Source organism: Streptomyces sp. NPDC056373 (assembly GCF_042262425.1).
Taxonomy (GTDB): domain Bacteria; phylum Actinomycetota; class Actinomycetes; order Streptomycetales; family Streptomycetaceae; genus Streptomyces.
This window is the reverse complement of sequence record NZ_JBHJPX010000024.1, coordinates 75,481-94,056: the sequence shown is the minus strand read 5'-3', so window position 1 is coordinate 94,056 and position 18,576 is coordinate 75,481. Positions and strand designations below refer to the sequence as shown.

Genomic DNA, 18,576 nt, shown 5'->3' with positions numbered 1-18,576 from the left:
GTGGCCACCGAGATCTACCGTGACGCCTGGGGCATTCCGCATCTGCGTGCGGGCAGCGCGGCCGAACTCGCCCGTGCGCAGGGCCTCGTCACCGCCCGCGACCGGGCCTGGCAGCTGGAGGTCGAGCGTCACCGGGCGCAGGGCACCTCGGCGTCCTTCCTCGGCGAGGACGCGCTGGCCTGGGACAGCTTCGCGAGACGGGCCCGGCTCGACGACACCGCGAGACGCTGCTTCGCCGACCTGGAGAGACGGGACCCCCGGGCGGCGCGATGGGTGCGGGCGTACGTCGACGGGGTCAACGAGGGACTGGCCGGCGCCACCGCCCCCGAGTTCGCCCGCAGCGGTCTCACCCCCGGCCGCTGGGAGCCCTGGACGCCCCTCGGTGTCTGGCTCGCGATCCACATCCTTTTCGCCGGTTTCCCGGCCAAGCTCTGGCGCGAGCAGGTCGCCGCCCACCTGGACGCGGACGCCGTCGGCCTCTTCGCCACCGACGGTCCCGGCACCTCCGGCAGCAACGGCTGGCTGGTCGGTGGCGAGCGGACGGTCACCGGGCAGGCCCTCATCGCGGGAGACCCCCACCGCTGGATCGAGGACCCGGGCGTCTACCAGCAGATCCACCTGTCCTGCCCGGAGTTCGACGTCGTGGGACTGGCCGTCCCCGGTGTCCCCGGCATCGCCCACTTCGGGCACACCGGCACGGTCGCCTGGGCCATCACCAACGCCATGGCCGACTACCAGGACCTCTACCGGGAGCGGCTGCGGCGCACCGGCGCCGGGGTGGAGGCCCTCGGCCCGGACGGGGTCTGGCGGCGGGCGGCCCGGCACACCGAGACGGTCGAGGTGGCGGGCGCGGAGCCGGTCGAGGTCGAGGTGATCGAGACGGACCGGGGCCCGGTGATCATCGGCGGCCCGGATGGGATCGACGGCGATCCGGCGGACCTGGCGTCCGGCGGCGGTCCGTCACGACCGGCGGCGCAGGGAGACCCGTCGGGCCCGCCGCTGCCGGGCGACGACCCGACGGGTGCGGGTGCGGGTGCGGGTGTGGATGTGGGTACGGGTGCGGGCGCCCGGCCGGGGCCGGCGCTTCCCGGCGGTCCGGCCGAACCCGCCGACCCCCTCGCCCCGCCCACCGCGATCAGCCTGCGCTACCCGCCCCGCGTCACCGGCGACCTCGGCTTCGGCGCGTTGCTGCCGCTGCTGCGCTCCCGCCGGGTCGCCGACGTGGACCGGGCCCTCGACCGCTGGGCCGAACCGGTCAACGTCGTGCAGGCCGCCGACACCGAGGGCGGTGTCCTGCACCGCGTGGCCGGGCGGGTGCCGGTGCGCGCCGGGGTCAACTCCCTGCGGATCGTGCCCGCCTGGGAGCCCGGCCACGAGTGGCGGGGCCGGCACGTGTCACCACGGGCCGGGCTCACCGACGGCGTCGCCGTCATGGCCAACCAGCGCGGCCCGGCCGAGCCCCTCGGCGTCGAGTTCGCCCCGCCGCACCGCTCCGATCGCATCGCCGCGCTGCTCGCGGGCAAGGAGCGCTGGTCCGCCGCCGACATGCCCGCCCTCCACACCGACACCCACCTGGCCTCCGCCTCCCCCCTCCTGGACCACCTGGCCGCCCTCGACGACCTCACCCCCGAGGCCGCCGCCCTCCGGGACCGGCTCCTCGGCTGGGACCGTCGCATGGACGCGGGCAGCGCCGACGCGGCCCTCTACGCGGCCGTGCGCGGAGCGGTCGTACGGCGGCTCGCGGCGCACCCGGCCTTCGCCGCGCTCACCGCACCACCGGCGTACCCGGAGGTCTTCCGGCCCTGGCTGGCCCTCGTCCCCCGGGTCGGCTTCGCCCTCGAACACCTGCTGCGGGCCGAGGACCTGTACGGCATCGACCGCCCGGCGGCCGTCCGTGCGGCGATCGAGGACGTGGCCCTGCGCCCGCCGACAGGGGTCTGGGGCGACACCCACCGCCTCGCCCCCTGGCGGGCCCTGGAGCCGGAGCATCCCTACGACGAACCCGGGCTGTCCGGCGACCACGACTGCGTGCTGTGCACCTCGGGCGTGCCGGGTCTCACCGACCGCGCCGCCCGGGGCCCGGCCGCCCGTTACGTCTGGGACCTGGCCCGGCGCGAGGACAGCCGCTGGGTGGTCCCGCTCGGCGCCTCGGGCGTCCCCGGCTCGCCCCACCACCGCGACCAGCTGCCCCTGTGGCTCGCGGGAGACCTCGTCCCGGTCGTCACCGACTGGACCCGGCTGGAGAAGGAAACCGATGTCTGACCCCTACGCCTCCCGCACGCCCGTCCACGAGCAGGTGACCGACGGCTTCGGCACCGTCCGCGTCCTGCCGCTGGACCCCGGGGCCGACGCCCCCGTGATCCACCGCTGGGCCGGCGAGGACCGGGCCGCCTTCTGGGGCATGACCGAGCTGACCGAACAACAGGTCGCGGACGTCTACGCCCACATGGCCCCGCTCGACACCCACCACGCCCACCTCGTCGTCCGGGACGGTGAACCGGTCGCCCTCCTCCAGACCTACGAGCCGGAGGCCGACCGCGTGAGCGAGTGCTACGAGGTCCGCCCCGGCGACATCGGTGTCCACCTGCTCCTCGCCCCCGCCGGACCGGGCGGCGGACAGCGTGGCTGGACGGCCCGGCTGGTGGCGGCCATCGCCGCGTACGTCCTGCTCGGCCTGGACCGCCGGCGGGTCGTGGTCGACCCGGACGTGCGCAACGAGAAGGCGATCGCCCGTTTCCTGGCGCTCGGCTTCACCCCCGGGCCGGTGGTGGTGCTGCCGGAGATCGACCTGCCGGACGTGTACCTGCCGCAGAAGCAGGCCCAGCTCGCCTTCCTGGACCGGGAGATACTGTTCCCCGGGTGACGCCAGAGGACCTCATCGCCCACTACGGCCTGGAGCCGATCCCGCGCGAGGGCGGTCTCTTCCGCCAGACCTGGGCCGCCCCCGAACGCCCCGACGGCAGGCCCGAGGGCACGGCGATCGTCGCCCTGCTGACCGCGGACGACTTCTCCGCCCTCCACCGTCTGCCGACGGACGAGATCTGGCACTTCTACCGGGGCGATCCCCTGGAGCTCCTGCTGCTCGCCCCGGACGGCACCACGAGGACGGTGGTGCTCGGACCGGACGTCCTCGGCGGCCAGCACGTCCAGTTCACGGTCCCGGCGGGCACATGGATGGGCGGGAGGGTGCGCGGGGAGGGGCGGTGGGCCCTGTTCGGCTGCACGATGGCACCCGGCTTCACCTTCGACGGCTACGAGCACGGCGACGCCGCGGACCTGACGGCCCGCTATCCGGCCGTGGCCGACGAGATCGAGGGATTGTCCAGGTCTGCGTCCTGAGCCCGGTGAGCACTACACCGATCCTGTCCGTACTTCACTCGTAGCCGTACAGCCCGACCCCGGAGACCCACGTGGACCAACGGCGGAACGAGGATCGCAATGGCGGACAACCCCGGCGATTCCAAGCCCTGGTGCTGCTCGGCGCCGTGCTGGCACTGCTCCTCGCCGGAGCAGGCCCCGCCTCCGCCCACGCCGCCCTCCGCGGCACCGACCCCGACGACGGGTCCCTCGTCCGGCAGGCACCCCGTCACGTCACCCTGACCTTCACCGAGTCCGTGGGGCTGCTCGACGACTCCTTCCGGGTCTTCGGCCCCGACCAGCGCCGGGTCCACACCGGTGAGGCCACCCACGCGGACGGCCGCTCCGACACGGCCCGGGTCGGCCTGCCCGGCAAGCTCGCCCAGGGCACGTACACGGTGGCCTGGCGGGTCGTCTCCGCCGACAGCCACCCCGTCTCCGGCGCCTTCTCCTTCTCCGTGGGGAAGCGTTCGGCGACGACGGTCCAGGTCGACACGGGCTCGACCGAGGATCCGCTCACCGGCGGCCTCAACGACGCCGCCCGCTACCTCGCCTACCTCGCGGCCGCGCTGCTCGTCGGCCTGGCCGCGTTCGTCCTGCTCTGCCGGCCGGCGGACACCGCCGCCCTGCGCCGGCCGCTGGTGGCGGCCTGGTGGACGCTGCTGGGTTCGACGCTCGTCCTGCTCCTGCTGCGCGCCCCGTACGAGGCGGGCACCGGCCCGGCCGCCGCGTTCGACGCCTCCGCCCTCGGCCGCACCCTGACCGGCCGCCCGGGCCTGGCCCTGGTCGCCCGGCTGGTCCTCCTCCTGCTGACCGCGGCCTTCCTGCTGTGGCTGTCCAGGCGCCGTGACCCGAAGGAGCGGCCCCTCGCCCTGGCGATCGGCACCGTCCTGGCCGCCGCCCTGGCCCTCACCTGGGCGGCGGCCGAGCACGCCTCCGCCGGGATCCAGGTGCCCCTGGCGATGACGTCGTCCGTGCTGCACCTGCTGGCGACCGGTGTCTGGCTCGGCGGCCTCGTGGCACTGCTGCTGACCCTGCGCCGCTCGTCCGGCGACGGTGGGGCGGACGACATGACGGAGGTCGTGCCCCGCTTCTCGCGGATCGCCTTCGCCTCGGTGACCGTCCTGGCCGTCACGGGCGTCTACCAGTCCTGGCGCGGCCTCGGCTCCCTCTCCGCGCTGACCGGCACGTCGTACGGCCGTCTGCTGCTCGCCAAACTGGCGGGGGTGGCCGTGCTGTTGCTGGTGGCGAGGTACTCGAGGCGCTGGACGGCGCGGATCGCGGCCCCCGCGGCCGTCACCCGGACGGCCGCGGTCCACACACGGGTCCCGCAGCCGGTCGGGGCACCGGCGGGCCCCGACGGCCCCGGGGGACCCGACGGCCCCGAGGAACACGACGGCCCCGAGGAGCACGACGGCCGTGAGGAACACGACGGCCGTGAGGAACACGACGGCCCCGAGGGACCCGGGACGCCGGACCAGGCGGCCCAGGAGCCTCCCGCGTCCCGGGCCGACCCGGACGTCCGGCGCCGCCTGCGCCGCTCCGTCCTCGTGGAGGTCGCCGTCGCCGCGGTGGTGCTGATGATCACGACCGTGCTCACGGGCACCCTTCCGGCCCGTGCGCAGGCCGAGGCGGCCCGGCAGGCCCCGGCGGGCGCGCTGCCGCCCACCACTCTGATCACAGTGCCTTACGACACGGGCACGGAATCCGTGAACGGACGCGGCACCGTGCAGGTCACCCTGGACCCGGCCCGCGTCGGCGAGAACGGCATCCAGGCCGTGGCCGCCGGCTCCGACAAGGGCCTGGTCGTCCTGCCCGAGATCCGCATCACCTTCACCCTGCCCTCCCGGAAGGTCGGCCCCATCGACGCCGAACTCACCGACCAGGGCGGGTACTGGAGCACCAACTCCGTCAACCTGCCGCTCGCCGGGAACTGGACGATGAAGACGACCGTGCGGGTGTCGGACGTCGACCAGGTGACGGTGGAGCGCCGGGTGCGGATCGCGCCCTAGGCAGCACCGCCGCGGGGTCCCGTTCGAGGAGCCGTGTCATCGTCTCGGCGTCGCGCACGGCGGTGTCGCCGCAGCAGTTGTTGAACAGGACGTGGACCTGCTCGGTCCGCTCGGCCAGCCGCCGCACGCGGGGCAGCCACTCGGCGAGTTCGTCCTCGTCGTAGGCGTACCGGAACCGGTCCTCCTTGCTGCCGGTTCCCCAGGCGGTGCTGCGGCCGTGGAAGCGGACGACGGAGAGCCTGGGCGAGGTCACCGGAGTGACGGGCGGGACGGACGACGCGAGCGTCTGCGTCATGTCGACGGCGACCGCGGCCATGCCGTGCCCGGCGAGCAGCCCTGCCGTCGCCTCGGCCCGCTCCGGCTCCCACCAGGAGGGATGCCGGAACTCGACGGCGACGGGCCAGCCGGCGGTCCGCTCCGCGCAGTCCCGCAGGAACGCCTCCGCCCGCTGCCCGGGCCGGAACCAGGGCGGGAACTGGAACAGCACGCTCCCGAGCCGCCCGGCCTCCCGCAGCGGCTCGATCCCGGCCGCGAACCGGGCCCACACCGCGTCGAGCACCGCCGGGTCCCGGTGCTCCGCGGGCAGCCCCCCGGGCATCACCGCCTGCCGGGTCGGATGCCCGGTGAGCAGCGAGAACGCCTTCACGTCGAAGACGAAACCGTCCGGTGTCCGCTCGGCCCACAACCGGCTGTTCCGCTCGCCCGGCAGCGCGTAGTACGAGGCGTCGACCTCGACGACCTCGAACCGCTCGGCGTAGTGCCGTAACCGGCCCTCGGCGTCCCGCCGCCCCGGGGGGTACCAGCCGCTGCCGACCAGCGCCCGGTCGGTCCAGGAACACGTGCCCACGCGGATCTGACCCATGGGGGAGCGGTTACCCGGGCCGGGCGGCGGCAGGCTCGCCTTCTCGACGGGGACGACACGGTGATACCCGCCTCTATCGGGGTAAGCAGGTGATATCTGTGCAAATCCGGGGTTACGGCTGAATCCCCCGAGAGTGAGATGACCGATCATGGAACAGCCCGTCACCGCCGGCCGGGCCACCCGGTCGTACGGAGCTGAACCGGAAGACCTCGAAGCCCTCGTCGGCGCCTCCCTCACGGCCCGTGTCACCCTCGACGAACACGGCATCGTGACCGGCTGGAACGCGGGCGCCGAGCGGCTCCTCGGCTACCCGGCCGGGCAGGTCACCGGCCGCCGCGCCGCGGATCTGCTGGCCGAGCCGATCCCGGTGCGCGGCGGCCTGCCCACACTCGCCGACCTGCCCCGCTGGAACGGTGACGTCGCGCTCCGGCACCGGGACGGCCGGACGCTGACGGTCCGGATCCTCGCCCACCACAGACCACCGGGCGACGACGGCCCGGCCTGGCTCGTCCTCTCCGCCCTCACCGACCGGCAGCCACCGGCCGGTCTCGACGAGTCCCTCGTGAGCTGGAGCTTCGCCCAGTCCCCGTGCTGCGCCCTGGCGATCTACGACACCCGGCTGCGGCTGCTCCGCGCCAACGCCGACATGGAACGCGCCACCGCGCTCACCGAGGAGGAGATGCGGGGCCTGCGCGTGTCCGAGATCTCCGACGGCGACGCCGGCCGGCGGGCGGAACACGACATGGCCCGGGTGCTGCGGACCGGCGAGCCGGAGTACGAGGAGAACTACCTGCGCGCCCCCGGCGAAGGCCATGAGCACGCCTGGTCGGTCGTGCTGTCCGCGCTGCGCGACCACGAGGGCACCGTCCGGGGCGTCTGCCTGGCGGCGCACGACATGACGGAGCAGTTCTGGGCCCGCAAGCGCCTCCAGCTGATCGCCGAGGCCGGCCGCCGCATCGGCAGCACGCTCGACGTGACCCGCACGGCCCAGGAACTGGCGGACGTGACCGTCCCGGCCCTGGCCGACTTCGCCAGTGTCGATCTGCTGGCGGCGCTGGACGACGTGTCCGAGCCGCCCGCGCGGGCCGTTCCGGCGGACGGGCCGCTGCTGCTGCGCCGGGCCGCCCTGCGGTCGGTGACCCCGGGCGCCCCGGAGTCGGCCGTGGCGGCCGGGACCGTGGACGCCTACCCGGCGGGCTCGATGCCCTTCGAGACCCTGCGCACCGGACGGCCCGCCCTGCACGAGGCCACCGACCCGGCGTTCACCGCCTGGCTCGACCGCGATCCGGTGCGTGCGGCCCGGGTCCGTGCCTTCGGCATCCACTCGGTGATGGCCGTGCCTCTGGCAGCCCGGGGCACCACCCTGGGCGTCGCCTTCTTCGTCCGGTACCGCAACCAGGAACCCTTCCGGCACGACGATCTGGTCCTGGCCGGGGAACTGGTGGCCCGGGCCGCGGTCAGCATCGACAACGCCCGCCGCTACACCCGCGAGCGGGCCACCGCCGTCACGCTCCAGCGCAGCCTGCTGCCCCGGCGGCTGCCCCGGCAGGCCGCCGTCGAGGTCGCCTCCCGGTACCTCCCGGCGGGCGGGCACGCCGGTCTCGGCGGGGACTGGTTCGACGTCATCCCGCTCTCGGGGGCGCGGGTCGCGCTGGTCGTCGGAGACGTGGTCGGCCACGGGCTGGTCGCGTCGGCGACCATGGGACGGCTGCGTACGGCGGTCCGCACGCTGGCCGACATCGACCTGCCCTGCGACGAGCTGCTGACCCACCTCGACGACCTGGTCGCCCGGCTGAACAGGGAGGAGGAGAGCGACGCCCAGGGGCACGCGACGGGCTCGGCCCAGCCCGCCGGCGATCTGGGGGCCACCTGCCTGTACGCCGTCTACGACCCCGTGACCCGGCACTGCTGCTTCGCCGGGGCCGGGCATCCCGTGCCCGCCGTGGTGAGCCCCGAGGGCCGCGTCGAACTCGTCGGGCTCCCGACCGCGCCCCCGCTCGGCGTGGGCGGCCTGCCGTACGAGTCCACGGAGGTCGTCGTCCCCGAGGGCAGCCTGCTCGCCCTCTACACCAACGGCCTCGTCGAGACCCCCGACCGCGACCTCGACACCGGCGTCGGCCGGTTGCGGGAGGCCCTGGGCCGTCCGGCCGACTCGCTGGACGCCCTGTGCGACACGGTCCTCGACGACCTGCTGCCGCCGCGGCCGGCCGACGACGTGGCCCTGCTCATCGCCCGTACCCGCGCGCTCGACGCGGGGCAGGTCGCCACCTGGTCGGTGCCGGCCGACCCGTCCGCGGTCGCGCAGACCCGCAAGGACGTGGTGGCGCAGATGGAACGGTGGGGGCTGACCGACGCCGTGTTCGTCACGGAGCTGGTCGTCAGCGAACTGGTCACCAACGCCATCCGGCACGCCGAGCCACCGGTCCAGCTGCGCCTGATCCACGACACGAGCCTGATCTGCGAGGTCTCCGACGGCGGCAACACCGCGCCCCACCTGCGTCGGGCCCGCACCTACGACGAGGGCGGCCGCGGTCTGCTCCTCGTCGCCCAGCTGACCGAGCGCTGGGGCACCCGGCAGAGCGCCACGGGCAAGACCATCTGGGCGGAACAGACCCTGACCCCCGCGTGAGGAGCCACCGGCCATGACCCCACCCGCGTCCCGCCCGGCCGCCCGCGCCCCCGTGCAGCAGGCCGCCCCGGTGACCGGCGTGGTCTTCCTCGTGGTCGGTGTGCTGGGCTTCATCCCCGGCATCACCACCGACTACGGCTCGCTGGAGTTCGCCTCCCACGAGTCGGGTGCCGAACTGCTCGGCCTGTTCCAGGTCTCGATCCTGCACAACCTCGTGCACCTGGCCTACGGTCTCGCCGCACTGATGCTCGCCGGGACGGCCGCCGGGGCGTACTCGTACCTGCTGGTGGGCGGTGCCGTCTATCTGGTGCTGTGGGTGTACGGCCTGTCCGTCGGCCATGACAGCGATGCCGACTTCGTGCCGCTGAACTCCGCGGACGACTGGCTCCACTTCGTCCTGGGCATCGCCATGACCGGCCTGGCCCTGGTAGTCGGCAGGCGCGGCACGCGCACCGACGCGTAGGGAAGGACCACGAAGGACGTCATGCAGACCTTCCTGCCCCACCCCGACTTCCGCGCCACGGCCCTGTCCCTCGACCGCCGCCGGCTCGGCAAACAACGCGTCGAGGCGTTGCAGGTGCTGCGCGGCCTGGTCGTCCCCGGCTACGGATGGCGCCGCCACCCGGCCGTGAAGATGTGGCTCGGCTACGAGGAGGCGCTGGTGCGCTACGGCCTGGAGGTCTGCCGCGTCTGGCGCGAACAGGGCCACCAGGACACCTGCGCGGCGACACTCGTGGCCGACCTCGCGGCGACCCGGCCGCACGCCCCGATCCGCGACCAGCACCAACTGGCCGCCGAGGGCGAACTGCCGCCCTGGCTCGGCGACGCCCCCTTCCACGAGAGCCACCGCTCGGCCCTGGTCCGCAAGGACCCCGAGACCTACACGGCCCTCTTCCCGGGCGTCCCCGACGACCTGCCCTACGTCTGGCCGACGTCGGACCGAGGGGCGCCGGGCCGGTTCTAAGCCGCCCTGCGGCGTGCCGGACGCCTGGTCGCGACGGGGTGCTCCGGCGCCTCCTCGAGCGGGAAGGTCTCGTCCTCCCCGAAGTCCGGGGCCTGGAACGGGTTGGTCGCCGGGGGTGGCGACGCCGCGCCGGAACGGCTGGGTTGCCCTTCCACGGCGGAGAACAGCGAAGTCGGTTCGATGAGAGGTCTCTTTTCCAGTACTGGCCCAGGTCAGGGCCAGGCGTGCCCAGACCGGGCACGGAGGTCCTACAGCTTGGTCATCTTGGCGTACGGGCTCGGGATCCGCATCTGCGCCGAACCGAAGTCCACGAGCGCGGCGATCCCGTCCTCGATGCCGATGACCCGGCCGAGCCCGTACATGTCGTGCGTGACCTGGTCACCCACGGCGAAGTGCTTGGGAGCGGGGGCGACCGGAGCCTTGAAGGGGCTGGTAGGCAAATGACGCTTGGGAGCAGCAGGCTTTGTCATTGGCCTCAGTATGCGCCCAAGCGGGCCGCTCGCGCTGCGGCTGTCCCCGTCCGGTGCCCGAACCGAGATGTGAGCGAGGCGTTCCGCTGGCCTCAAAAATCGAACACATGCTTGAATTCGGCCATGCGAACGTTTCCCGACGACCTCGTCCGGGCGCAACGGGAGTGGAGTGCCACCTACCGGCAGCTCGCCGATCGGCCCGGCCGCACCGAACTGCGCCGACGCCTGTACCGGCTGTCGGCACAGACGTACTTCCACCCCTTCTGGCAGCGGCGACGGCCGAGCCCGGCGGCGTGGTGGGAGCTGCGGGAGCTGGGAAGGGCGGCGGGGGACGTGCGTGAGCGGCTCCCCCGGTGACGCCCCGGCCTGCGGGACCGTACGTCCCGGATGATCCTGAAGGCATGTCCGGACCGATTCGCGTGATCGTGCACCCGCCGTCGCCCTCGGGCGGCCGCCGCGTGCGTGTGGACGGCGAGATCCTCGGCCTCGCCCACAACGTGACCGACGTCGCGGAGTTCCTCCGCCGCGCGGGTCTTGAGATCGACCCGGCCGACGTGTCGGAGGTGTCGTGGATCGACTGGCGTGGGGTGGGGCCCGAGCACTGGGGGCCGGAGACGGGCGGCTGACGCGCGAGCCCGCACAACACGCCAAGATGGTGGTATCCACTCTTTTCCGCCATATCGGAGGGCCCCATGAAGGACCTCAAGTTCGAGCAGAAGCGCTCCCTGTCACGCCAGGAGGCCGCCGACCAGCTCACGGCACTCGCGGACGCGCTGCGGGTAGGCGGGGACGCCGAGCTGGAACTCGGCCCCGGCACGCTGGGCCTGCGGATCCCCGACGACCTCCGCAGCGAGCTGGAGATCGGTGACGGGGAGATCGAGCTGGAGATCGAGCTGAAGTGGTCGACGGCACGGAAACGGGCTACGCGATCGGACACGGACGCACCTGCGGAGAAGCCCAGGCGGAAGACGGCGTCCGCCACCACGGGCCGAAACGCCACGGGCCGCACCGGCACAGGCACCGGCACCGGCAAGACCAGGAGTACGAAGCGGGCCGCCACAAAATCGGCCTGAGCAGCGACGGGGCACCCCCGGCTCGGGTCTCGGCGGGTGACTGAGGGCTCGCTTCCGGCCCCGGCCCCGGGCTGGGTCCCGTGCTGGGCCCTGGCCCCCGGCCCAGGCCGTCGGGCTCAGGCTGGGCTCGGGCCTCGGCCCCAGGCTCGGCCCCGGCCCAGGGCCCCCGGGCCCCGGCCCCGGTCCCTGCCCAGGGCCCCCGGGCCCCGGCCCCGGCCCCGGTCCCTGCCCAGGGCCCCCGGGCCCCGGCCCCGGGCCCCGGTCGACAGCTCGGCTGCCCGCTCGGGGCTCCCTTGCCCGGCTCGGACCCCGCCCCGCTCCTCGTACCCTTACCCGGTGCCGTCCTCCCGCCTGCACCGCGTCGCCGTCCTCGTGCTCCCGGGTGCGAAGCCGCTCGACGTCGGCATCCCCGCGCAGGTGTTCACGACCCGCGCGAGCATGCCGTACGAGGTGCGCGTGTGCGGGTCGGCGCCCGGCCTGGTGACCGGCGGTGACGGCCTGTCGTACTACGTCGCCCACGGCCTGGACGCGCTCGCCTGGGCCGACATCGTCTTCATCCCCGGCTACCGGTTCCCGGACCGCGACGACCCGCCGCAGGCCGTCGTCGACGCGTTGATCGGGGCCCACGCCCGGGGGACGCGGCTCGCCGCCATCTCCACGGGCGCCTTCGCGCTCGCCGCGACCGGCCTGCTCGACGGCAGACGCGCCACGACGCACTGGCACTACACGCGGGCACTCGCGGCGAAGCACCCGCGAGTCCGCGTCGACGAGAACGTCCTGTTCGTCGACGAGGGCAGCGTGCTGACGTCGGCGGGCGCCGCCTCCGGCATCGACCTGTGCCTGCACATCCTGCGTGGCGACCTCGGAGTCGCCGCGTCGAACCACGCGGCCCGCCGTTTGGTCGCCGCCCCCTACCGCAGCGGCGGCCAGGCGCAGTACGTGCCGCGCAGCGTGCCCGAGCCGCTCGGGGAGCGATTCGCCGCCACCCGGGAGTGGGCGCTGCACCGGCTGGGCGAGCCCCTCACCCTCGAGGGGCTCGCGCGGCACGCGGGGGTCTCGGCGCGTACGTTGTCGCGGCGCTTCGTCGAGGACACGGGGTACACGCCGATGCAGTGGGTCATGCGCGCCCGCATCGACGTGGCCCGTGAGCTCCTGGAACGTTCGGAGCGCAGCGTCGAGCAGATCGCCGCCGACGTCGGTCTGGGCACCGGCGCGAACCTGCGGCTGCACTTCCAGCGCATTCTCGGCACCACACCGAGCGAGTATCGGCACACCTTCGCCCGCGGCGAGTAGCCCCTCTCGCCTGCGCGGGTCGATGCGTGCCACGAGACACGGGAGGCGCGTGCTGGCGCGATCCTTTCGAACCCTGGCGATCCCGCCGCTGTCACCCGCGGACGCCCGGCGCGACGCTGGTGGCGAACCGGAGAGATCGAAGGGACACCACTCATGACGCGCATCGCGATCAACGGATTCGGCCGCATCGGACGCAATGTGCTGCGCGCCCTGCTCGAACGCGGCAGCGACCTCGAAGTCGTCGCCGTCAACGACCTCACGGAGCCCGCCACCCTCGCCCGGCTGCTCGCCTACGACTCGACGTCCGGCCGGCTCGGGCGCCCGGTCACCGTCGACGGGGACACCCTCGTCGTCGACGGCCGCCGCATCAGGGTGACGGCCGAGCGCGACCCCGCGCAGCTGCCGTGGGCCGAACTCGGTGTCGACATCGTCCTGGAGGCCACCGGCCGCTTCACCTCGGCCAAGGCCGCCGGTGCCCACCTCGACGCCGGCGCGAAGAAGGTACTCGTCAGCGCGCCTGCGGACGGCGCCGACGTCACCCTCGCGTTCGGGGTCAACACCGACGCCTACGACCCCGCCGTGCACACGATCGTCTCGAACGCCTCCTGCACGACCAACGCGCTCGCCCCGCTGGCCAAGGTGCTCGACGACCTCGCGGGCATCGAGCACGGCTTCATGACGACGGTGCACGCCTACACGCAGGAGCAGAACCTGCAGGACGGCCCGCACCGCGACGCCCGCCGCGCCCGCGCCGCCGGCGTCAACATCGTGCCGACCACGACCGGTGCCGCCAAGGCGATCGGTCTGGTGCTGCCGAACCTCGACGGCAAGCTGTCGGGCGACTCGATCCGCGTGCCGGTGCCGGTGGGCTCGATCGTCGAACTCAACACGACCGTCGCCCGCGACGTGACGCGCGAGGACGTGCTGGCGGCGTACCGCACGGCGGCGGAGGGCCCGCTCGCCGGAGTCCTCGAGTACTCGGAGGACCCGCTCGTGTCGTCCGACATCACCGGCAACCCGGCCTCGTCGATCTTCGACTCGGCCCTCACCCGCGTCGACGGCCGCCACGTCAAGGTGGTCGCCTGGTACGACAACGAGTGGGGCTTCTCGAACCGCGTGATCGACACGCTGGAACTCCTCGCCGGCAGCTGAGCCGACCGAGGCGACGGCGGCAGGCGGTGGTCTGCCGCTGATCCCGCTCGTTCAGCCTGCCTGGACCTCGTCCGCCGCGGCGGCGAGGTCGGCGGTGCCCTCGGAGGGCGGTGCCTGGACGGTCACCGGCTGGTTGACGTCGAGGAAGGTGAAGGTCACGTCGAGGGGATCGCCGTCGACGCCAGCGGCCGGCCGTCGGCGCCGCCCCGAGTCGCCCGCGTGCCGCCCCGCATGCGGAACTGCTTGGTGTGGTCGTCGGGTCATCCCGGAACGGATCCTGTGCCGCGCAGAGCCGTGGCGGACACGGAGACGCAGGCAACGTCGAAGGGCCCCACCGCGAACGGTGGGGCCCTTCGACATCGTGCCCGGTGAGGCACATGCAACCAGAACCGCAACCACCGCCCCGGCTATTTGCCGCTCTCCGGGCCGTACCACTGAAGAGCCTGGCCGGTCCCTGCCGCGATGCGGGCGAAGTCGTGGTCGCGGTGCAGGAGGGTGAGCCCTTGCAACTCGGCCGTCGCGGCGACGACGAGATCAACCGCACCCGCACTGCGGTGCTTTCCCTGTTTCGTGAGAGCTGCCTGGACCTGCCAGGCGCGGTCGTAGGCGCGGTCGTCGACGGGAACCCAACCGAAGATCAGCCGCGTGTCCTCGATGCCGCGCGCCCTGTCGGCGGCCGACCGGGCGCTGTAGAAGAACTCAAGCTCGTGATCGGGCAGGTGGCGATGAGCCCGGCGGCTGCCGCCTGGTCCCAGCCGTACTGCTCCGCGTCCTCTCGCATGAACCGAGCGAGCGCGCTGGTGTCGATCAGGAACTGGGCCGCGTTCACCGGCGGTAGTTCCCCTTGCTCTCGAACAGCTCCAGATCGAATGCGCCGTCCCCGGCTGCGGTCCGCAGTCGGGCGAGCGCCAGGGCGCGGCGCCGACTCTCCAGCACCTCGCGGGGTGGCACCCCAGGCACCCGGCCTGGCCGCCGAGTTCTACGCGGGCATCACGCCATGGATGCGGGAGAGAGTGAAGACGCGTTCCGCTTCGCGCAGGTGGCACCACGCGTCGAGGTAGGGCGGGTCGAGTTCCAGGTCGCTGAGGGTCCGTACGGTCCGGTTGCCCGAGGTGGCGGTGTACTCGACAGTGACGGCCGCACCGGTGTCGATGGCATGGGCAAGCTGGCGGACGTCGCTGTATGACAGGTGCTTCGCGTATCCGGCGACGATCTCCTCGGTGTCTGTCGCGAAAGGCACTCCGCTGCCGAACGGGTCGGGTTCCGGTGCACTCGGCGGGGCCTTGAGCAGGAGGTCGGCCAGGGCGTCCATCCCGGTGTCGGTGGGGTCCGAGGCGCGGGTCGCGGTGGTCCGGGGGCCGCGCCGCCCGACGTTCTCTCGCGGTGGCGGGACGGCGGCGGCCCTCTGCGGCAGGCGCTTCTCGATGCGTACCGTTCCCCCGGCGGTCTCGCCAACCGGGGCGTAGCCCGCGGCACGGAGCGTGGCGAGAGTCGTCGCCGGCGGGCTGCCGCTGACCAGGACCGTGGGGGCGAGTTGCCGCAGGGCGAGCTTGGACAGTTCGCGGTGGGCGGCGAGTTCGGCCAGGAGCGCGGGTTCGTCGCCGTGGATGACACAGGCCGCGGGGGCGATGCGCACCCGTCCATGACCTCGCGCGGTGTCGGCGATGAGATAGGTCAGCGGCTGTGGCAGGGCCGTGGCGGAGCTACCGGCCAGGTCGGCTGCGATGTCGTCCGGGGTGCGGCCGGCGTCCAGGGCCCGGCGGATACTGCCGGCACTGAAGCGCCATACTGACGCCGTGCCACTGCTCTCCCGGTCGGCCGTCGAATCAAGCAGCGCCGAGAGCCGCGCGGACGGGGTGCCGGTGACGACGGCGGTGAGGTCGGCGCCGATCCGGGCCGTCGTGGTCGCGGGCGGCAGCAGCCGCCGGGCCGTGATCTCGAGCCCTTCGTCGGTGTGGGCCGCCAGGTGGGCACCGAGTGGGGAGAGCACACCCCGTGCCAGCACGCCCAGCAGTTCGCCTTCGCGGATCACGGTGCTGAACGGTGCCGTGCCCTCGGGCGAGGCATCGTCGGACAGCGGACGGTGCCAGGCCACGAGCGGCCCCAGCTCCGAAGTGACCTTCACACCCTGTCCTGCCGGGAGCCCCGCCGCCGCGGTGAGCAGCCCGTGGCGGGCTTGCAGACAGCCGCCGCAGCCAGGCGCACCGGTGAGCGCGGGAAGCGCCTTGTCGTCTTCGTCGCGCGCCCGGGTGGGGGTGAGCGGCAGGTCCCGCCATGCCCGGAGCAGTACGGCGAGTTGTTCTGCGGGCTCCTGCTCGGCCCAGGCGTCGTACGCCTCGGTGGGAGGTACGCGATCGCCGTCGCGGGCCAGCAGTCCGGCGGCGTACGCGGTCTCCAGGGTGATGCGTACGACGGCGTCGTCCGCTTGGGCGGCCTTGCCGAGCCGGGCCAGTTCACGCGCGCCGATCCCGCCCGACTTCAGCCGGGCCGGTGGGGCGGTCGCGCACGCCGAAAGGACGGAGGCTGCCTGGGCCGCGAACGCGGTGGCGGCCACCGAGGCCTCCCGCTCCACCTCCGCCGAGGTGATCGGCACCAACTGTGGGACGGGCGGCAGAGGCTCGAACGGAGCGTGCCAATCGGGTCCCCGCAGAGCCAGGGCCACCTCGACCGGCATCCGGACGGGCCCGTACCGGTCACGGTCCTGGAGCAGAAGCCCGCGGTCGAGTGCCCATCGGCCGCCTGGTGGGAGGTCGCGGTCAGGAGTCCCGAACCCGACGAACAGTGACTGACGCGGCGTGGACCTGGCGCTCTGCTCAAGCAACTTCCGTGTCGCCGCCGGTGCCCCCGCCACCAGCGCGGCGACCCGCTCCGCGTCACTGTGATGCTCCATCAGAGCCGCGATTCGCTGCTGCTTGGTGCCGGGTGGCCTGATACCCAGGACCGCCAGCATGCCGCGCAGTTCCTCAGAGGTGGTGCCGGCCAGCAGCTCCTCCAGCGGGGCGTCAAGTCCCAGGGGCTTGCTCCACGCCTGCCGCAAGGGCGCAGACATACGGAGTGCCTCGTTGCCGTCGTGCCATACGAGCGCCTGATCCGACAGTGCCTCCAAGGTCGCGTCCAGCGCGTGCACCGCCGCAGGGGATGTCGAGTCGAGCAACTCCGCGAGGCTGTCGCGGGTCGCTCGTGTTCCCAGGGCTGCCAGCGCCTCGGCGGCCTGCAAGCACGGCAGCGTGAGCCGTGGCAGGACGAGTGCCACGGCCCCCGGACGTTGGAGACGGTCCGCCAGTTCCCCCACCGAGCGTGGTTCCGGAGAGGAGACCGCGTCCTTCCGCTTGGCGAGTACGCGTGCCAGGCGGGAACGGTCGAGTCCGCCCAGCCAGGTCGCAAGCGTCGATCGGGACTTCATATGGATGCACCTCGACAGACAGGAAACGTCACAGGCAGGCCGAAGCCGCTTCGGGGCCAAGGGCAAGGATGGCGCAGTTCCATGATCCGCGGATGCCGTACGAAGACAGAGCCCACGGCACCTCCCCGCCGGGCCCAGCCCGACGAGGCGGGCCGACGCCGGGAGAAGATCCGGCCGCCCGCTTGCCGAAATATCCACAATGGGAGGACCTGAATGCAACCAAAACTGCAATCAGTGCACGACGGAGCGCCTCGCGCCAGGGCGTTCACCTGCGTTCATGGCGGTCCGCGCATCCTGCGTGCCTCGATGGATGGACGTGCATGAACGGTGGCGACCGTCGCTGACTGAGACGGAAACTGAGACGGACCGGCACTCGGCCGATCAGGCCGTTCCAATCACTGGCCGCATGCGCATCCAGCCCCCGCCGGGGTCTCCTCGGTCGCCTGGCTGGTGCAGCAGGCGTCCCCGGTGGCGTTGGGGTCGGCGCTCTTGCCGAGGTCGTCGGCGTCGGCCTTCACGACGTAGACCTCCCAGGGTTCCTTGCCGGGGCCGTGGACCCACACCTTGTCCTGGAGGGCGTAGCAGCAGGAGGTGTCGTTCTCCTCGAAGGTGGCGAGGCCGGCGTCCTTGAGCCGGGTGGTGGCGGCGTTGACCCGGTCGGTGGACTCGACCTCGACGCCGAGGTGGTCCAGGCGTGTTTCCTCGCCTGGCTGCCCCTCGATCAGGACGAGCTTGAGCGGGGGCTCGGTGATGGCGAAGTTGGCGTAGCCCTCGCGACGCTTGGCCGGTTCGGTGCCGAACAGCTTCGAGTAGAAGGTGATCGACGCTTCGAGGTCGCTGACACGGAGGGCGAGCTGAGCGCGAGACATGGTAGGGCTCCCAACGGGTTGCACTGATGTCCTTCGATGCAACATTGCGCGCTGAATCGAAGGATGTCAATATAGGGAAATGTCGAATCAAGAGTTCGTTGTGCTCGGTCAGGACGATGCGGCTGACGGATGTTGCCCAGCACTGCTGACGACCCCTCTGGACGAGGGTCAGGCAGTGGAGCTGGCCAAGGTGTTCAAGGCGCTGGGTGATCCGGTGCGACTGCGTCTGCTGTCGATGATCGCCTCACGTGCGGGTGGCGAGGTCTGCGTGTGCGACCTGACCCCGGCCTTCGACCTGTCCCAGCCGACGATCTCGCACCACCTGAAGCTGCTGCGGCAGGCCGGTCTGATCGACTGCGAGCGTCGCGGCACCTGGGTCTATTACTGGCTGGTCCCGGAGATGACCGACCGGCTTGCCGCGATCCTGACCCGCCCGGCAGGAGAACCGCTGCCCGACCGCACGGCGCCTGCCGGGGCCGCCTCGTGAGCGCT

The 18,576-nt window shown here is 73.1% G+C and carries 19 protein-coding genes and 1 pseudogene; 13 read left to right on the top strand and 7 right to left on the bottom strand.

Going from position 1 to position 18,576, the window contains the following annotated elements; translation table 11 throughout:
- The 4 genes from ACFCXS_RS36510 to ACFCXS_RS36495 all read left to right on the top strand — a co-directional run bounded on the left by ACFCXS_RS36510 (position 1) and on the right by ACFCXS_RS36495 (position 5,369).
- Positions 1 to 2,262 (top strand): penicillin acylase family protein, encoded by a 2,262-nt coding sequence (locus tag ACFCXS_RS36510; RefSeq protein ID WP_376647651.1) that lies wholly within the window; start codon positions 1 to 3, stop codon positions 2,260 to 2,262.
- Positions 2,255 to 2,863, top strand: coding sequence for a GNAT family N-acetyltransferase (locus tag ACFCXS_RS36505; RefSeq protein WP_376647650.1), 609 nt, complete (start codon positions 2,255 to 2,257; stop codon positions 2,861 to 2,863). The genes ACFCXS_RS36510 and ACFCXS_RS36505 overlap by 8 nt, the downstream gene beginning before the upstream one ends.
- Positions 2,860 to 3,339 carry a cupin domain-containing protein gene (locus ACFCXS_RS36500; protein ID WP_376647649.1) on the top strand — a complete coding sequence of 160 codons (480 nt, stop codon included), beginning with the start codon at positions 2,860 to 2,862 and terminating at the stop codon, positions 3,337 to 3,339. The genes ACFCXS_RS36505 and ACFCXS_RS36500 overlap by 4 nt, the downstream gene beginning before the upstream one ends.
- Before the next feature lie 131 nt (positions 3,340 to 3,470).
- On the top strand, positions 3,471 to 5,369 hold the full coding sequence (locus tag ACFCXS_RS36495; protein ID WP_376647648.1) for a copper resistance protein CopC: 1,899 nt from the start codon (positions 3,471 to 3,473) through the stop codon (positions 5,367 to 5,369).
- Here the strand turns inward: ACFCXS_RS36495 and ACFCXS_RS36490 are convergent.
- Positions 5,269 to 6,231, bottom strand: coding sequence for a DUF72 domain-containing protein (locus ACFCXS_RS36490; protein ID WP_376647647.1), 963 nt, complete (start codon positions 6,229 to 6,231; stop codon positions 5,269 to 5,271). The genes ACFCXS_RS36495 and ACFCXS_RS36490 overlap by 101 nt on opposite strands.
- Before the next feature lie 148 nt (positions 6,232 to 6,379).
- Between ACFCXS_RS36490 and ACFCXS_RS36485 the strand changes: the two genes are divergently transcribed.
- From ACFCXS_RS36485 to ACFCXS_RS36475, 3 genes are read left to right on the top strand one after another with little or no spacing between them, the layout of a single operon-like run.
- On the top strand, positions 6,380 to 8,860 hold the full coding sequence (locus ACFCXS_RS36485; protein ID WP_376647646.1) for a SpoIIE family protein phosphatase: 2,481 nt from the start codon (positions 6,380 to 6,382) through the stop codon (positions 8,858 to 8,860).
- 13 nt (positions 8,861 to 8,873) lie between these two features.
- On the top strand, positions 8,874 to 9,323 hold the full coding sequence (locus tag ACFCXS_RS36480; protein ID WP_376647645.1) for a DUF4383 domain-containing protein: 450 nt from the start codon (positions 8,874 to 8,876) through the stop codon (positions 9,321 to 9,323).
- Positions 9,324 to 9,344: 21 nt separating this feature from the next.
- Complete coding sequence (locus ACFCXS_RS36475) at positions 9,345 to 9,824, top strand: MSMEG_6728 family protein (protein ID WP_376647644.1); 480 nt, start codon at positions 9,345 to 9,347, stop codon at positions 9,822 to 9,824.
- A 248-nt stretch (positions 9,825 to 10,072) separates the two neighbouring features.
- Here ACFCXS_RS36475 and ACFCXS_RS36470 read toward each other — a convergent pair whose 3' ends face one another.
- Positions 10,073 to 10,294, bottom strand: a complete 222-nt coding sequence (locus ACFCXS_RS36470; protein WP_376647643.1) for a hypothetical protein — start codon at positions 10,292 to 10,294, stop codon at positions 10,073 to 10,075.
- Between the two features lie 123 nt (positions 10,295 to 10,417).
- On the opposite strand from ACFCXS_RS36470, the gene ACFCXS_RS36465 reads away from it, so the two are divergent.
- The 5 genes from ACFCXS_RS36465 to gap all read left to right on the top strand — a co-directional run bounded on the left by ACFCXS_RS36465 (position 10,418) and on the right by gap (position 13,812).
- Positions 10,418 to 10,651: a hypothetical protein gene (locus ACFCXS_RS36465; protein WP_376647642.1), complete on the top strand. Its 234-nt coding sequence runs from the start codon at positions 10,418 to 10,420 to the stop codon at positions 10,649 to 10,651.
- A gap of 44 nt (positions 10,652 to 10,695) precedes the next feature.
- Positions 10,696 to 10,920: a hypothetical protein gene (locus ACFCXS_RS36460; protein WP_376647641.1), complete on the top strand. Its 225-nt coding sequence runs from the start codon at positions 10,696 to 10,698 to the stop codon at positions 10,918 to 10,920.
- Positions 10,921 to 10,986: 66 nt separating this feature from the next.
- A complete protein-coding gene (locus tag ACFCXS_RS36455) occupies positions 10,987 to 11,367 on the top strand; it encodes an amphi-Trp domain-containing protein (RefSeq protein WP_376647640.1) in 381 nt (126 codons plus the stop codon).
- A 336-nt stretch (positions 11,368 to 11,703) separates the two neighbouring features.
- A complete protein-coding gene (locus tag ACFCXS_RS36450) occupies positions 11,704 to 12,660 on the top strand; it encodes a GlxA family transcriptional regulator (RefSeq protein WP_376647639.1) in 957 nt (318 codons plus the stop codon).
- Between the two features lie 153 nt (positions 12,661 to 12,813).
- Entirely contained in the window at positions 12,814 to 13,812 is a 999-nt protein-coding gene (gene gap / locus ACFCXS_RS36445) for a type I glyceraldehyde-3-phosphate dehydrogenase (protein ID WP_376647638.1), read from the top strand.
- Between the two features lie 51 nt (positions 13,813 to 13,863).
- On the opposite strand, the gene ACFCXS_RS36440 is transcribed toward gap, so the two are convergent.
- The 5 genes and pseudogenes from ACFCXS_RS36440 to ACFCXS_RS36420 form a co-directional block, all read right to left on the bottom strand.
- Positions 13,864 to 14,076 (bottom strand): hypothetical protein, encoded by a 213-nt coding sequence (locus ACFCXS_RS36440; protein WP_376647637.1) that lies wholly within the window; start codon positions 14,074 to 14,076, stop codon positions 13,864 to 13,866.
- 143 nt (positions 14,077 to 14,219) lie between these two features.
- Positions 14,220 to 14,641, bottom strand: a pseudogene (locus ACFCXS_RS36435) (PIN domain nuclease).
- On the bottom strand, positions 14,638 to 14,763 hold the full coding sequence (locus ACFCXS_RS36430; protein WP_376647636.1) for a hypothetical protein: 126 nt from the start codon (positions 14,761 to 14,763) through the stop codon (positions 14,638 to 14,640). Before ACFCXS_RS36430 ends, ACFCXS_RS36435 begins: the two are co-directional and overlap by 4 nt.
- A 28-nt stretch (positions 14,764 to 14,791) precedes the next feature.
- Positions 14,792 to 17,215 (bottom strand): helicase-associated domain-containing protein, encoded by a 2,424-nt coding sequence (locus ACFCXS_RS36425; protein WP_376647635.1) that lies wholly within the window; start codon positions 17,213 to 17,215, stop codon positions 14,792 to 14,794.
- A gap of 395 nt (positions 17,216 to 17,610) precedes the next feature.
- Entirely contained in the window at positions 17,611 to 18,084 is a 474-nt protein-coding gene (locus ACFCXS_RS36420; protein WP_376647634.1) for an ArsI/CadI family heavy metal resistance metalloenzyme, read from the bottom strand.
- 79 nt (positions 18,085 to 18,163) lie between these two features.
- Here ACFCXS_RS36420 and ACFCXS_RS36415 point away from each other — a divergent pair, with 79 nt between their 5' ends.
- A complete protein-coding gene (locus ACFCXS_RS36415) occupies positions 18,164 to 18,571 on the top strand; it encodes an ArsR/SmtB family transcription factor (RefSeq protein WP_376647633.1) in 408 nt (135 codons plus the stop codon).
- Positions 18,572 to 18,576 lie beyond the last annotated feature (5 nt).

What these genes read in the sequence shown, in the direction of transcription:
- ACFCXS_RS36415 (WP_376647633.1), top strand. Translation starts at nt 18,164, where the DNA reads ATGTCGAATCAAGAGTTCGTTGTGCTCGGTCAGGACGATGCGGCTGAC.
- ACFCXS_RS36505 (WP_376647650.1), top strand. Translation starts at nt 2,255, where the DNA reads ATGTCTGACCCCTACGCCTCCCGCACGCCCGTCCACGAGCAGGTGACC.
- ACFCXS_RS36440 (WP_376647637.1), bottom strand. Translation starts at nt 14,076, where the DNA reads ATGACCCGACGACCACACCAAGCAGTTCCGCATGCGGGGCGGCACGCG.
- gap (WP_376647638.1), top strand. Translation starts at nt 12,814, where the DNA reads ATGACGCGCATCGCGATCAACGGATTCGGCCGCATCGGACGCAATGTG.
- ACFCXS_RS36475 (WP_376647644.1), top strand. Translation starts at nt 9,345, where the DNA reads ATGCAGACCTTCCTGCCCCACCCCGACTTCCGCGCCACGGCCCTGTCC.
- ACFCXS_RS36485 (WP_376647646.1), top strand. Translation starts at nt 6,380, where the DNA reads ATGGAACAGCCCGTCACCGCCGGCCGGGCCACCCGGTCGTACGGAGCT.
- ACFCXS_RS36455 (WP_376647640.1), top strand. Translation starts at nt 10,987, where the DNA reads ATGAAGGACCTCAAGTTCGAGCAGAAGCGCTCCCTGTCACGCCAGGAG.
- ACFCXS_RS36420 (WP_376647634.1), bottom strand. Translation starts at nt 18,084, where the DNA reads ATGTCTCGCGCTCAGCTCGCCCTCCGTGTCAGCGACCTCGAAGCGTCG.
- ACFCXS_RS36480 (WP_376647645.1), top strand. Translation starts at nt 8,874, where the DNA reads ATGACCCCACCCGCGTCCCGCCCGGCCGCCCGCGCCCCCGTGCAGCAG.
- ACFCXS_RS36465 (WP_376647642.1), top strand. Translation starts at nt 10,418, where the DNA reads ATGCGAACGTTTCCCGACGACCTCGTCCGGGCGCAACGGGAGTGGAGT.
- ACFCXS_RS36425 (WP_376647635.1), bottom strand. Translation starts at nt 17,215, where the DNA reads ATGAAGTCCCGATCGACGCTTGCGACCTGGCTGGGCGGACTCGACCGT.
- ACFCXS_RS36490 (WP_376647647.1), bottom strand. Translation starts at nt 6,231, where the DNA reads ATGGGTCAGATCCGCGTGGGCACGTGTTCCTGGACCGACCGGGCGCTG.
- ACFCXS_RS36470 (WP_376647643.1), bottom strand. Translation starts at nt 10,294, where the DNA reads ATGACAAAGCCTGCTGCTCCCAAGCGTCATTTGCCTACCAGCCCCTTC.
- ACFCXS_RS36460 (WP_376647641.1), top strand. Translation starts at nt 10,696, where the DNA reads ATGTCCGGACCGATTCGCGTGATCGTGCACCCGCCGTCGCCCTCGGGC.